The 14,324-nt window shown below is 41.6% G+C and carries 11 protein-coding genes; 8 read left to right on the top strand and 3 right to left on the bottom strand.

Annotated features, from left to right (window positions below; all coding sequences use genetic code 11):
• The 6 genes from KGZ66_00845 to cadA all read left to right on the top strand — a co-directional run.
• Positions 1 to 246: transposase domain-containing protein (locus KGZ66_00845; protein ID MBS3984144.1), on the top strand; the 246-nt coding region annotated here is incomplete at its 5' end.
• A 739-nt stretch (positions 247 to 985) separates the two neighbouring features.
• Entirely contained in the window at positions 986 to 2,473 is a 1,488-nt protein-coding gene (locus KGZ66_00840) for a DUF3387 domain-containing protein (GenBank protein ID MBS3984143.1), read from the top strand.
• Between the two features lie 172 nt (positions 2,474 to 2,645).
• Positions 2,646 to 3,035 (top strand): DUF2513 domain-containing protein, encoded by a 390-nt coding sequence (locus tag KGZ66_00835; protein MBS3984142.1) that lies wholly within the window; start codon positions 2,646 to 2,648, stop codon positions 3,033 to 3,035.
• 189 nt (positions 3,036 to 3,224) lie between these two features.
• Positions 3,225 to 3,503 (top strand): DUF1905 domain-containing protein, encoded by a 279-nt coding sequence (locus KGZ66_00830; protein MBS3984141.1) that lies wholly within the window; start codon positions 3,225 to 3,227, stop codon positions 3,501 to 3,503.
• A 1,010-nt stretch (positions 3,504 to 4,513) separates the two neighbouring features.
• A complete protein-coding gene (locus tag KGZ66_00825) occupies positions 4,514 to 4,888 on the top strand; it encodes a helix-turn-helix transcriptional regulator (GenBank protein ID MBS3984140.1) in 375 nt (124 codons plus the stop codon).
• Between the two features lie 13 nt (positions 4,889 to 4,901).
• On the top strand, positions 4,902 to 7,499 hold the full coding sequence (gene cadA, locus KGZ66_00820; GenBank protein MBS3984139.1) for a cadmium-translocating P-type ATPase: 2,598 nt from the start codon (positions 4,902 to 4,904) through the stop codon (positions 7,497 to 7,499).
• Between the two features lie 140 nt (positions 7,500 to 7,639).
• Here cadA and KGZ66_00815 read toward each other — a convergent pair whose 3' ends face one another.
• Positions 7,640 to 9,427: an IS1634 family transposase gene (locus KGZ66_00815; protein MBS3984138.1), complete on the bottom strand. Its 1,788-nt coding sequence runs from the start codon at positions 9,425 to 9,427 to the stop codon at positions 7,640 to 7,642.
• A gap of 541 nt (positions 9,428 to 9,968) precedes the next feature.
• On the opposite strand from KGZ66_00815, the gene KGZ66_00810 reads away from it, so the two are divergent.
• Both KGZ66_00810 and istB read left to right on the top strand, forming a co-directional pair.
• The gene (locus KGZ66_00810; protein MBS3984137.1) at positions 9,969 to 11,513 is read left to right on the top strand and encodes a transposase; all 1,545 of its coding nucleotides are present in this window, start codon (positions 9,969 to 9,971) and stop codon (positions 11,511 to 11,513) included.
• Complete coding sequence (istB, locus tag KGZ66_00805; protein MBS3984136.1) at positions 11,501 to 12,256, top strand: IS21-like element helper ATPase IstB; 756 nt, start codon at positions 11,501 to 11,503, stop codon at positions 12,254 to 12,256. The genes KGZ66_00810 and istB overlap by 13 nt, the downstream gene beginning before the upstream one ends.
• Positions 12,257 to 12,306: 50 nt before the next feature.
• Here istB and KGZ66_00800 read toward each other — a convergent pair whose 3' ends face one another.
• Together KGZ66_00800 and KGZ66_00795 are read right to left on the bottom strand one after the other, a co-directional pair.
• Positions 12,307 to 13,998, bottom strand: a complete 1,692-nt coding sequence (locus KGZ66_00800; GenBank protein MBS3984135.1) for a hypothetical protein — start codon at positions 13,996 to 13,998, stop codon at positions 12,307 to 12,309.
• Positions 13,999 to 14,101: 103 nt separating this feature from the next.
• The coding region (locus tag KGZ66_00795; protein ID MBS3984134.1) for a transposase domain-containing protein at positions 14,102 to 14,324 on the bottom strand (223 nt) is incomplete at its 5' end.

The following is a 14,324-nucleotide window of genomic DNA, read 5'->3' as shown; positions in this document are numbered from 1 at the left end:
CGCAAGGGATGGCTATTTGCGAATACGCCTCATGGTGCGAAGGCCAGCGCCACGATTTATAGCATCGTCGAAACGGCCAAGGAAAATGGCTTAAACCCCTTCACCTACCTGATCTACTTGTTCGAACAGATGCCTAATATGGATGTCAAAGATCGAGATGCCTTAGACAAACTGCTTCCATGGTCCAACAGCTTGCCGGCCAGGTGCCGGATCAGGAAAATAAGTGACGAAATGCCCGCCTCCTAAAAAGGCGGGTTATTTTACGCCCACAGACCTGACTCCGCCATTACATTAGGTGGGGAAAGTTTGACGCTCACCATCTTGTGCGCTTCATCGCAGACAATCAGGTCCCAGTATGTTACGCGCAGTTTTCCCAGGTTATCCTCGTTGCGCGATAACTTGTCCAACCGCACGATACACAGATTGGTTTCCGCAAAAAACGTTTCCCGTGACTGCCGACTCAATGCGGTCGTTAATGAGAATCTCAAATTTTCCGCACGTATTCCGTTTAGTTGCTCATCCCGACTCTATTCGAGCGAACATTTCAATTGTTTTCAAAGCTGCGGTACGGGGGGACCAAGGGGACGGGGTTCTTGACACATTGGGGGACCAAGGGGACGGGGTTCTTGACACATTGCCAGTTCAGGGTTAATGTGGCAAGGAGTTGTAGTTTGTGCCAAAACGGGCCAGGGAAAAGAGCAGTAGCGGAATTTAACACTTTTTTTTAATGAGGAATCAGCCGGCAAAACATCTTTGAAGACTGGGAAAATAACCAGAAATTTCTCGATGCTTTGCAGCTCTATTATATATAAAGAAAGTAGCGCCTATAGTCTATATGCATACTGTTTAATGGGTAACCACGTTCATCTAATGCTGCAAGTCGGTGTTGAGCCATTAAAAAGCTTAAGGATGAATACAAACTTTCAATCAGGCAGATCGCTAGACTAACTGGGATTAACCGGGGCATTGTTTGCCGGGCATAAATATGACTGGCGGAAAATGTGCCAAGAACCCCGTCCCCTCGTCAGCCTATGAAGAAAACCGCCAATACGAACTGACAGGCAAGGCCATGATTGTTGCATACTCTCGCGCCATCGGGATGAAAATTTACGATAAAATACTCCAGTTGCGCCCAGAATGGACAGAAAAAGTTGGCGTCGTCATGACCGATAGCAACAAAGATCCAGAAGAGTGGCGCAGTATCATTGGTAATAAACGTCGCCGTGATGATTTGGCCAAGAAATTCAAAGATGACAATGATCCAATGAAAATCGCTATTGTCGTAGACATGTGGCTAACGGGCTTTGATGTCCCTTCTCTTGCAACCATGTATGTCTATAAGCCTATGGCAGGACATAATTTGATGCAGGCCATAGCTCGAGTTAATCGGGTTTATAAGGATAAAGAAGGAGGGTTGGTAGTCGATTATGTAGGAATAGCCTCAGCACTGAAACAAGCAATGAATGACTACACCAACCGTGACAAGAGTAACTACGGCGATACGGACATTGCTAAGACTGCTTTGCCAAAATTCGTAGAAAAACTGGAGGTTTGCCGCGATCTGTTTTTTGGATTCGACTTGTCCAGCTTTATGGATGAAAAGGCCACCGACCTTACTCGTGCTAAATCCATCAGCGGCGGAGTGAACTTTATTTCGGGAGTGGATAAAGAAAAACAACGTGAATCGTTCATTAAAGAAGCAATGCTACTACGTCAGGCACTGTCTCTTTGTCGTTCGTTGCTGAAACCAGAACAACGCTATGAGGCAGCATTCTTCGAGGCGGTGCGTACTCTTCTGACCAGGTTGACCGGTGAAGGTAAGCCTTTATCACTGAAGGAAATTAACACCCGCATTAATGAACTTCTAAAGGCGAGCATTCAAAGTGAAGGTGTTATCAACTTATTTTCGGATATTGACACAGGGTTTTCTCTATTTGATCCTAAGTTCCTTGATGAAATCGCAAAGATGAAGGAACGCAACTTAGCCGTTGAAATTCTAAAAAAATTGCTTGCAGAGCAAGTCTCGCTATACCGCAGAACGAATCTTGTAAAATCCGAAAAGTTCTCCGAGATGCTCTCTCGAGCAATGAAGGCATACCTTAACGGCATGCTTTCTAACGAAGAAGTAATTGCTGAGCTAATGAAGATGGCAAAAGAAATGGCAAATGCTCATGCAGAGGGCGACGCAATGGGTTTGAGCGCAGAGGAATTGGCGTTCTATGATGCGCTAACCCGACCGGAAGCAGTCAAGGATTTCTATGAGAACAAGGACCTCGTTGAACTTACCCACGAACTCACAGAAATGCTCCGCAAAAACCGTACCATAGACTGGCAGAAGAAAGAGTCTGCCCGTGCAGGTATGAGGCGTATGGTCAAGAAACTTTTGAAGAAGTATAAATATCCGCCTGAAGGTCTTGAAGATGCAATCGCCACAGTTATCGGGCAGTGTGAGATGTGGACGGATAGTATCTAAATAATTTACATAATCCATATACGATTAAGTACAAGATCAAAATACCTGAAACATAAGATTGGGAAGCAAGCACATTTGTCCTGGATCCCGATGAAGATCAAAAACATTATTGATTGAGTGGTAGACACACATAATTTTAACTTGATTACAATTAAGCACGTGGGAGGCTAAAATGAAACGAGATATGGACCTTGTTCGCCTGATATTACTGGAAATTGAAGATAAATATAGCTCAACAGCCATATACGATTTGGCTGTTGATGGATATGATACCGAGACGGTTGCTTATCACTGTAAAATTCTATATGAAGCAGGTCTGATTTCGGACTATAAAGCACAATATGCTGACAACGAAATTTATGTGTTTGGTGTCGGTTCTCTAACTTGGGATGGGAATGACTTCCTGGAAAAAATAAGGGACGATTCTCAGTGGAAGAAAGTCAAAGAAACAATTACCAAAAAAGGTTTACCATTGGTTATAGACACAATTAAGTCGGTTGCAAATGCCCTTATTTCTGCAACAGTTGAAGGAATAACAAATTCGATAATGAAGGGAAATTAGTTAAAGAATAATGGCAAGCAATGCAAGTGTTTATACACTTGCCAAAATCACATTTGATTTTTTATCCTGGGAGAATCCCAGACCCATTACTACAAGTTGAATGAATCATTCATCAAGTAACAATTTCGTGGCTTTTAGTAAAATTATATATTTATTTGAAAAATTTTAAAGAAAGGAGCTGAACTCATAATGATAAAGATTGTTGATAATCAAGAACTCAAATTGGAATATAAGAGAGGATTTGGAGCGTGGACATACCACCTTAGAATTCCAGGGACTGCAGATATTGAGGGGAAATGGGGTTTTCTAAAGGTATCCGGGACAATTGACGGTTATGAAGTAAAAAGCATTAATTTGGCTCCAAGGAAAAATGAAGACAAGATAATCTCGATCAATAGAAAGATTAGAGAGGCAATCGGTAAAAGCGGCGGAGATACAGTTAATGTGACTTTGTTTTTGCACGATTAAAATACTTGATACATCTGACACAAATGATTTTAAAAGGGAAATACTTGGTGGCAACGCTGGCACTTTGTCAGATAACACAGTATTTAGGGCTTGCTCAACAAACCAATTTTCATCAGTAAGTCGAGCAAAGGTTGAATTGGATTTTTGAAAAAGCCTAACGAAGATAATTAAAGACAAACCAGTATAATTATTCATGGAAGGGTCAATTGAGCTGCTATTAGTTATTAATACGGATAAAATTGATTTGTCTGGTGCATGACGGGAGGAACCACAATTGGATCATTACTTACCCGGAACACCATAATCCAGTATAGGCGGCAACCCTGTTTTGAGAGTTCTTACAGGAAATGAATGATGGTAATTATGTTGCATTTGAAGAAGGAGGCTTATTCGTTCGTGAGTAATGATATTAAAGCAATTGAAACAGAATATGACGGACATCGATTTCGCAGTCGACTTGAAGCTCGTTGGGCAGTCTTTTTCAATGCAGTCGGTCTAACTTATGAAGGACTCTCTTGGAAAAGATAACGGTTTATGATGACTATTTCTTTGTGGAATTTAAGTCTGGAATTGAAATCCAAATTGACGAGTAATCGATACAACACTATAACGAAGTGGCTGATGAGATATACCGCTTGCGTGAACTGGGGCAAAATGCATTGGTTGAAAACGCAGTCATGTCAACTCGCAGAATATGATGATCTATTGGTGAGACGGCTTATTGAGAAGTTAACAGTCTTAGATGATAAACTGACTATTGAGTTCAGGCTCAGTGCTGAAATTGATGTAGAAATATAATGCATATAACTAACCGCCAGTCGAGGAGAATTATCCTTTATCTGGCGGTGTTTTAATCGTTAAAACCCTCATCAAGTATAAATAGAAAATACATTGCTCGTTCACTTGAATAACTGTTCAAGTATCTATTGACTTCTTTTTATCGCAGTAGTAAAATTAACATGTGAATAACTGTTCAAGTATGCAATTGAAATAATATCGGAGGTGATAATGTGGCAAGGAAAATTCAACCAACTGAAAGATGTGACTGTGATGTTATACATGAGGATACTGTTAACCAAGTTCGAGAAAAAATGCCTCAAGAAGAAACCCTATATGATCTTGCGGAGCTATTTAAGGTCTTTGGGGATTCAACAAGAATTAAGATACTCTGGGCGTTAGATGAAGCCGAGATGTGCGTTTGCGATATTGCATTCTTATTGAATATGACCCAATCAGCAATTTCTCATCAGCTAAGAGTCTTAAAGCAGGCTGAACTAGTAAAGAGCAGAAGAGAAGGAAAGATTGTATTCTACTCCCTTGAAGATGAACATGTAAAGCAAATATTTGACCAAGGATTAATTCATATTTCAGAAGAAAGTAAGTAAAGGAGGGGCAGTGATGTTAAAGAAGGAAATAATTTTAGAAGGATTAGATTGTGCAAATTGTGCAGCTAAAATTGAAGATGAGGTTAATAAATTAAATGGAGTCAAAGCCTATATGAACTTCATGAACAAGACATTGACTTTAGAAACTGAATCAGAGCAAGAGTATAAGAATACACTACAGCAAGTTGAAACCATAGTGCACAAGCACGAACCGGATGTGGCAGTGAAAGAAAAATCCATTAGCAAGAGCAATAAAAAAGTATTAATACTTGAAGGACTTGATTGTGCGAATTGTGCTGCAAAGATTGAAGCTCAAACACAAAGCCTTGAAGGAGTAAATAGTGCAACCGTTGATTTTGTTACTAAGAAGCTGACAATTGAAGCGGTCGATAAAAAGGAATTTGGTAAAATTCTTGGAGAAGTAACATCCATTGTTAGTAAACTTGAGCCGGATGTTAAAATAGTTGATGCAGAGAAGAAAAAGGTGAACAAAAGCATAGTAATGCTTGAAGGACTTGGATGCGCGAATTGTGCAGCTAAAATGGAAAAAGAAATAAGCGGTTTAGAAGGAGTGGAGTTTGCTGCAGTAGATTTTGTTTCGAAGAAACTAACAATGGAAATAAGTCCGAAAGTCAACCGCACTGAATTAAATGAGAAGATTGAAGGCATTGTAAAAAAAATCGAACCGGATGTAAAGATTGTTTTTGAGAAAGATACATCTAAGGCCAACATAAAAGAAAATAATGAAGAGGAAGAAGAAGGTGTCAACAAAAAAGAAATCATAAGACTTGTGGTCGGTGGAGCAATATTTGCCGTGGGAATCATCTTTAATTTCCAAAATTGGCTTGAGCTTACCTTATTTATTATTAGTTATATTATAGTTGGTGGAGAGGTTGTCTTAAGAGCAATAAAAGGTATTGCCCGTGGACAGGTATTCAGTGAGCATTTTCTAATGAGTATTGCTACCATTGGTGCTTTCTTCATTGGAGAGTATCCAGAAGGTGTAGCAGTTATGCTGTTCTATCTGGTAGGTGAATTGTTTCAGGATATAGCTGTAGGTCACTCCAGAAAATCAATAAGTGCTTTGATGGATATACGTCCTGACTATGCAAATCTTAAAGTTGGTGATGAGATCAGGAAAGTATCTCCTAAAGAGGTAAACATAGGTGACATCATTATTGTTAAGCCAGGAGAAAAAGTTCCCCTCGATGGCAAGGTTATAGAAGGAAACTCAATGGTTGACACTGCAGCGTTAACAGGGGAATCTGTTCCTCGTGAACTCGAGCCAGGAAACGATGCATTGAGCGGATTCATTAATAAAAATGGCGTTTTGACAATAGAGGTAACAAAGGATTTTGGTGATTCAACTGTATCTAAAATTTTGGATCTGGTTCAGAATGCCAGCAGTAAGAAAGCTCCTACAGAAAAATTTATAACAAAATTTGCGCGTTCCTATACTCCGATTGTAGTTTTTGGAGCATTAGCCTTAGCAATCATACCTCCATTGGTGATCCCCGGTGCAACTTTCTCTACATGGATATATCGAGCCTTAGTGTTCTTAGTTATATCTTGTCCATGTGCGTTAGTAATTTCAATACCATTGGGCTTCTTCGGAGGGATTGGTGGAGCATCGAAGAGAGGTATATTAGTAAAAGGCAGTAACTATCTTGAAGCGTTGAACAATGTGGAAACAGTTGTTTTCGATAAGACGGGAACGCTAACAAAGGGTGTATTTGAAGTTGTGAATATCAACTCTCAAATTGATTTTACAAATGAGGAATTGATTGAATATGCAGCATTTGCTGAAAGTCACTCAAGTCATCCAATTGCACTATCCATTTTGAAAGTCTATAACAAAGATGTCGATATCACTAAAATTGAAGACTATGAGGAAATTGCAGGTCATGGGATTTTAGCTAAAGTTGGTGGTAAAGAGATTCTTGCCGGAAATAGCAAACTGATGAATAAAGAAAACATTAAATATCAGGAAGTTGAGACTCTGGGTACAATAGTACATGTTGCAGTAGACAAGAAATATGCAGGCAATATTGTAATCTCTGACGCAGTGAAGGAAGATTCAGCTGATGCGATTAAAGGATTGAAGGCATTAGGTGTTAGAAATACTGTTATGCTTACTGGTGATTCGAAGGCAGTTGGGGAAAAAATAGCAACCCAACTTGGAATTGACAAGGTGTATACTGAATTGTTACCGGCCGACAAGGTAGAAAAAATTGAGGATCTGGATGCTAAGAAATCTCATAAGGGGAAAATTGTATTTGTTGGAGATGGTATCAATGATGCACCAGTACTTGCGAGAGCTGATATTGGCATGGCAATGGGCGGCTTGGGGTCTGATGCTGCAATTGAAGCAGCTGATATAGTTATCATGACGGATGAACCATCAAAAATTGTCACTGCAATTAAAGTAGCAAAAAGGACTAGGAAAATTGTGATGCAAAACATTGTGTTTGCATTAGGGGTTAAAGCCATATTCCTTGCACTTGGTGCGGTGGGAGTTGCAACTATGTGGGAAGCTGTATTCGCTGACATGGGTGTGGCAATAATCGCAATATTAAATGCAATGAGGATAATGAATACAAAAAGTATATAAGCCTACATGATTTATTAACCCCTTGATTTATTTCCTCAAAGATAAAATCAAGGGGTATCTCCTGACTTTAGAACTTAATATTAAGAAAACCGTTGGAAACACAAGGTTTGCGCCTTGTTTCCAATGGTTTTTTTGTACACTTATTCTAGATTCTTCACTAAATTCAATTTTGTTGCACTCCGAAACTGAGTCAAAGTCATGTTCTGTCTAAGTGCTGACATGCCGAGGATCTTGCTGATGTCCAGGTATGTCTGGTTTATATTGATCGGGGTTACGGTAATATTGGGATAAGTCCCCTGTGTAATAACGGTAGGTCCTGACAAAGCTTCCATGAGATTTGCAGCGGATACTTGCGCTCCAGTGTGATCTGTAATCTTATACTGCAGATATCTCATAGTAGTTAAGGCTAAAAAGCACAATGCAAAGTGTCCTTCGATATGTTTATCGGTCCAAACAAAAGCAGGAGTTGCCTGTAAATCTGTCTTCATGATTCTGAAACTCTCTTCGATTCTCCACAAACCACGATAGATTTCAACTACTTCAAGGGTTGATAACTCTAGGTTGTTCGTGATGATAGCATAATATCCATCATATTTTTCAGATTCTTTAATTTTCTCCTCGCTGATTTTCCAGTTTTCTGTCTCCAGTTCCATCTCCAAGAACTGGTTTACCCCTCTTTTCACCGCTGCTTTCAGCTGATAAGGCTTATCCATTTTTTTCATCAGTTTTTCAAGCATTCGTTGCCGATCACCGCGGTCTTTCGACGCTCTTTTGGCGCTCCATGTCAGATGGATCTTCACCGGAACAACATGGTGTTGATACTTTTTAGGTCGTCCACGCTTCTTTTTCACGCCTTCTTCCGCACCCTCCGGTGCGTCCAGCGCTAGACCTTCTGTCTTGTATTCCAGTGTTTGTTCCACCACTTTCTCCATGATCAGAACTTCGCCGCTCTCTTCGTTTTCAGAAGTCACTTTCCATCCATCGGGATTCAAGGCCAGTTCTTTAAACTCTTGCGTGGATCGTTTCAGCGTATAGCTGATTACAAAGTTATGATCCTGTGAACATAGGTAGCCTAAGTTTGTACCACTGTTAAGTCCTCTATCTGCGACTACTGTGATCTTCTCTAAACGATACAACTCCCTCAGTCTTTCGACTGACTTCGTTAAAGTTGACTGATCCATGGTGTTTCCAGGAAAAAGTTCATAGGTTACAGGAATCCCGTTGTTATCAATAAGAAGTCCCATAACTACTTGGACTTCATTGTTTTTATGGGATTTTGAAAAACCAAACATTCTCAGTTCACCACATTTGGTGCTCTCAAAGGAATGAGTGGTGACATCGTAATAGGCGCAACCATTCTTTCGTTTCGTTTTCTTCTGGAAGAAAACAGACAGGAATTCAATGAGATCCTCTTTAGACTCTGCTAGGATATCCAAAACTCCATAGAGAGCATCCAAAGTCTGTTCCGTATGACCTGCATATTGGCTCTGTTCTTGATAACAGCTGTAAATACTGCTGGGATCCGTACATCTCCTGGCCAAGAGGTAGAAGATGCTTTGTACTAGCTCTTCAGGATCTCTTTTTCCAGCATATCGTTCAAAGAACTTCTCCAGTTTCAGTTCTCTCCAGAGGTGCTGAATCAAGGCGTGTCCGAAACGGAACGAAGACGTCACGTCTTCGGCGGAGGTAATCTCTTTTGTGGGAACAGTTAAGGTAATTGGAGCAGACTCAGCATTCTTTTCCCGTGTTAAGCGTTTTGCTTCTTCTTTCAGTTCCTCAATGATATGAGGGTTTTCTGCCAGCAACTTTTCATAGTTACCATAATTTTTTACGATGACCGCTTTTCTTTTATCTGTGCCTGGAACTCGTCGATCATCACGCAACTGGACAATACGATGACTTCCTTTTCCGCTGATTGTGATATACATCTGGCACCTCCAACACCTTTTTACTTATAGTATATCATAAGTGATTATAAGTGTACATAACTAAATTAATTTTTTCCAAAATAAAACCTTGAATCCGATTGAGAATTCAAGGTTTTAAAGGTTTGCCTATTCATTTTTAGTTGTTTTTCTTCCAAAGTCAGGAGTATATAAGCCTACATGATTTATTAACCCCTTGATTTATTTCCTCAAAGATAAAATCAAGGGGTATCTGTATTTAAATTTATAAGGAGGAGAAAATGTTCTATATTTTTATTATCACAATAGTGACAGGGATTGATCAGTGGACTAAATATCTTGTAGAAACACAATTAAAACCGATAGGTGCTATACCCATAGTTAAAGATATATTCCATTGTAAATGATAAAATAAAGTGTACCAAAAACGCTAGCGAAAAGTGTGCCACTAAAAATAGGAAGTACTAACAAAAAATATGGCTTTCCATGGTAATATCTTTATTGGTGAATTACCAAAAAAGAATACATCATGGGGGGTTGTAAATTGACGAGGAAGAGGTGGCACATGTACAGCAAGATTCAAGCAATGAAATGCCAGGGGTTTAAACAAAGAAAGGTTTCAAGAATTTTACAGATTCACCGAAGCACCGTTAAGAAGTACTGGGACATGTTGCCGGAAGAATTTCAGGAAACAATCCTTGAGCCGGCTAAAAAGTCCAGCCTTGAGCAGCATAAAGGACTAATTTTATCCTGGCTAAATACATACCAGGAAATAACAGCAGCTCAGATTTACGATTGGTTAAAGGATAAATACAATCTGACCCTGGCAGAAAGCAGTATAAGAAGATATGTTCGGCAACTGCGGATGGATTATGATATTAAACCTGAACAAGATGACCGGGAATATCAAGCCATTCCGGATCCCCCCATGGGTCTTCAGATGCAGGTTGATATCGGGGTCATAGCTGTCGAGAACATAGCGACAAGACGCTACCAGAAACTTTATTGCATCGGCTTTGTACTCTCACATTCCAGATATAAATACGGGGTTTGGTATTCAAAACCACCGGCAGCACAAGACATGGTCAATGCAATTCAGAGCTGCTTTGAATGGATGGGAGGCAAACCAAAAGAGCTTGTATTTGATCAAGACCGGCTGATTTCAGTAAACGAAAACTACGGCGATATCATCTACACCAAAGAGTTTGAAACCTTCAGGCAAAGCGAAAAGCTTGATATCTATCTATGCCGGAAGGGGGATCCTCCCAGCAAGGGAAGAATCGAGGCTGTAGTAAAATTCTTTAAATATAACTTTGCTAGGTACAGACAGTATACGGAACAATGGATTTGGGATGAAGAATTTGAGAAATGGCTCCACAGAACCGGTAATGCCAAAAAACACTCGGTTACAAAAAAAGTACCGGCAGAGGCATTCGAAATCGAACGTGGATACCTCACACCGGTGGCATATAAAACAGATAACTTAGATGTTACTATACTACTGCGAAAGATTAGAAAAGACAATACCGTAATGTATGAGGGCAACAGATATTCAGTTCCAATTGGCAGCTTTGGTGCTCATAAAGAAGTTCAGCTTGATATTGTGGGAGACGAACTTTTAATATATGCCGGGTATTGCGACATACTGCTGGCCAGGCACAAGATATGCTACAAAAAGGGCAGATTGATCCAAAACAATGACCATCTACGAAACAAGGACATAAAGGTTGCCGGGATGAAAGAAGCATTAATCGTCAAATTCCCTCACCCTGAGGCTGCCGCGAAATTCCTTGATAGCATACATAACGAAAAGAAAAGATATGCCCGGGATCAGTTCATGTTAATAGAAAAAATCATTGATGAATATAGCCCTTTGGCAGTCGAAACGGCACTGCAATATTGCTTGACTAACGAACTAAAAAGCGCAGTTGATTTCAGGGATGCTGTCATCCACTTCAGCAAGGTGGAAAAAGAAGCCGCATGCACTGTCGACCCTTTAATTATACCTTTTGCAGGTAATACCCGTATCCCCGGGATAGAGGTAGCCAAAAGGGATTTGCAGGACATGATCAGGCGCCTGAAAGAAGGTGATGACAAATGGCTGAATTGAAAACCGTTGCTTCTATGCTAAGACATCTTAGCCTTACGGAAGCTTCTACCGGACTGGAGGCAATCGTTGCCGATGCAGCTATTAATAATATGACCCCCCTGGAGGTGCTGGACAAGCTATTAAACCATGAAATCAACAGCAGGAATGCAAGAGCTAAGGCCAAGAGAGTTAAGGCAGCCGACTTCCCCTACATCGAGGGACTGGACAGCTTTGACTTTGAAAGACGGGGTTTTAAAGGGATAAGCAAACTGCATATTAAGCAGTTATCAGAGCTAGCCTGGCTTGAGAAAGCTTATAATATCATGTTCCTGGGGCCGACAGGACTGGGCAAGACAAGACTCTCCATTGGTATTGGATTTAAAGCTATTGAGGCTGGTTATAATGTTTCGTTCGTTAGTCTTGATCAGTTGATGCGGATGTTAAAAACGTCAGAGATAAGTAAAAGGGCTGCAGGCAAGGTTAGAAAAATAAAGAACAGCGATTTGGTTATCCTCGATGAGGTGGGCTTTTTGCCCATCTCAAAGCAGGAAGCCAATAAGCTATATGAATTTGTAAATGCGCTATATTTGAAAACCTCAATAATACTAACTAGCAACAAGGGCTTTGATGAATGGAGCGAGTTTCTGGGTGATAGCATCATAACCGCAGCAATTCTTGATCGGCTGGCTCACCAGTGCGAGATATTCTCTCTGGACGGTCCAAGCTATAGATTGGAAAACAGAAAATCCATATTTGGTAAATAATCACTGGGAATTATATTGGCAATATCTAGCCCAAGGTGGTACAAAAAATATTAGCGTTTTTGGTACATTTGATATTGACGCTCACAATCAGCCTGTGATTCCAAAAATCCTGCATCCAACAAAGCAAGGATTGTCCTTTTTGCATACTCTCGAATGAAGACGTGAGGCTCCTCAGCAAACGCTAGTTTAATTAAAAAGTCAGCATGAGGGGCAACAATATTCGGATGTTCTTTCGCGGCACGGGCCAATCCGATCAATAGCCATTGGTGCGCGTGCAATTTATAAAAATGAAGACGGGCATCATAAAAAGCGTCATATGATGCTCCGTTCGCTAGCGTGATAAGATGTTGGAGAACTTTTTCGCAGCCAAGTGTGCATAACGCGCGGACTACATGAGCTGCCTCCCAACGCAAACTTGCCCTTGGCGCAGCGAGGCAGCCCCAAATATAACCGGCGATTGATCCTTCAATCTCAGTGGGAGGTTCAAGCTTGGGCGACCACGGGCCATCGCCATCGGTATCCTCTAGAACAAGGTCAAATAGATCAAGGCCGAAAGAAAGTGCCTCTAACGCTTCGTTTTCAGTCAGTTTTGGCACTAGGAGTCCAACTAGCGTGAACAAGCGGCTTGCACTAGCGACTTCAGCCGCTTCGCCTATTGCAGTTAGTACCACGTCGACCACGTCACCTTCAGGAAGGCCAGACATATCGCATGCAGTCTTGAGAGGAAGAATTTCATTGTACCGACTCTTCGTAATTGCCATACAGAATCGACGGCAGTACGCCTTCAGGGTTTGGGCAAGGGCTGGCTTGACTGCGAGCCGGCTTCTCCAGTTTTCCGGAAAATGTTTAAGAAATATGCTTAAATGATAAAGGTCGAAATCGGTTACACCTGCAATAGCAACGATGAATTCAGCTTCTTTGCCAATCTGCACGCGACCGCATGCTTCTTTAAAAAATCGGTTATAGTAGTACGGTGGGTCGAGATCTTTGAATCGTCGATATGCCCGTGAAATATCATCGGTGATACTTAGATCTATTCCTCTAAAGATTGCATTCCAATCACGCCCATCTTTGCTTTCTCGATCCACGGTTCGATCTATTCCGTAACTGTTCTCCCTCGACTTTATGGACTGTTCTTCGCTTTCGCTCAAAGTAATCCGTTCATCAAGGTCTGAGGGCGCTATGCCATACTCGTCCAAGATTCTCTTGAGTTCGCGCCACCTTCCAACATTCTGACATTCCAACGTCATGTAGCGGTAGGCAAGTCCCGCCGCAGCATCCTTTTCAGCTTTGGTTACGCAGGTCGCCAAAGCGCCCTTTAGCAAAAGAGGCTCATCCCATTGAGCGCGAAAACCGATTAATGCAAGAGCAATTTTGGGATCGAGGTCACCGCGTGCGACGAGAAAATTGACTGCAACTGGCAATAACCGTTCCGCCAACCCAAAATCCCGATCCCGCCAACGACTTAGGATCGCAAGGGATGACTTCCCGCATAGACCAGATATCGCCTCGACAGTAAGTTCCCAATCAAAATACTCGTCCCGGACGACATATTCATAAGTTAACTCCGCACAACGCGCGAGCCGATACGCTATCACCGGGCTCGGCCTTTCCTGAGAGGCAGCGCTGTTGGCCAAGCCTAGAAGCGCCCCCCATCGTTCCAAATTTTCATCGCCAATCTTGCTTGCTACTTCTACGGCCTGGTTGAAATAGGCAGTCGCTTCCGAGAGGCTTACTTTCAAGACCGCCCTCGCCAGCTTGACATAACTATCTGGTGAGCGTCAAACTTTCCCCACCTAATGTAATGGCGGAGTCAGGTCTGTGGGCGTAAAATAACCCGCCTTTTTAGGAGGCGGGCATTTCGTCACTTATTTTCCTGATCCGGCACCTGGCCGGCAAGCTGTTGGACCATGGAAGCAGTTTGTCTAAGGCATCTCGATCTTTGACATCCATATTAGGCATCTGTTCGAACAAGTAGATCAGGTAGGTGAAGGGGTTTAAGCCATTTTCCTTGGCCGTTTCGACGATGCTATAAATCGTGGCGCTGGCCTTCGCACCATGAGGCGTA

The organism is Selenomonadales bacterium, assembly GCA_018335585.1.
Taxonomy (GTDB): Bacteria; Bacillota; UBA994; order UBA994; family UBA994; genus UBA994.
The sequence above is the reverse complement of the archived record's forward strand: the minus strand, read 5'-3'. Positions and strand labels throughout refer to the sequence as shown.

Excerpts from the sequence above, each read along its gene's own strand:
- KGZ66_00840 (MBS3984143.1), top strand. The coding sequence starts at position 986 with ATGACTGGCGGAAAATGTGCCAAGAACCCCGTCCCCTCGTCAGCCTAT.
- KGZ66_00835 (MBS3984142.1), top strand. The coding sequence starts at position 2,646 with ATGAAACGAGATATGGACCTTGTTCGCCTGATATTACTGGAAATTGAA.
- KGZ66_00830 (MBS3984141.1), top strand. The coding sequence starts at position 3,225 with ATGATAAAGATTGTTGATAATCAAGAACTCAAATTGGAATATAAGAGA.
- cadA (MBS3984139.1), top strand. The coding sequence starts at position 4,902 with ATGTTAAAGAAGGAAATAATTTTAGAAGGATTAGATTGTGCAAATTGT.
- KGZ66_00815 (MBS3984138.1), bottom strand. The coding sequence starts at position 9,427 with ATGTATATCACAATCAGCGGAAAAGGAAGTCATCGTATTGTCCAGTTG.
- KGZ66_00810 (MBS3984137.1), top strand. The coding sequence starts at position 9,969 with ATGTACAGCAAGATTCAAGCAATGAAATGCCAGGGGTTTAAACAAAGA.
- istB (MBS3984136.1), top strand. The coding sequence starts at position 11,501 with ATGGCTGAATTGAAAACCGTTGCTTCTATGCTAAGACATCTTAGCCTT.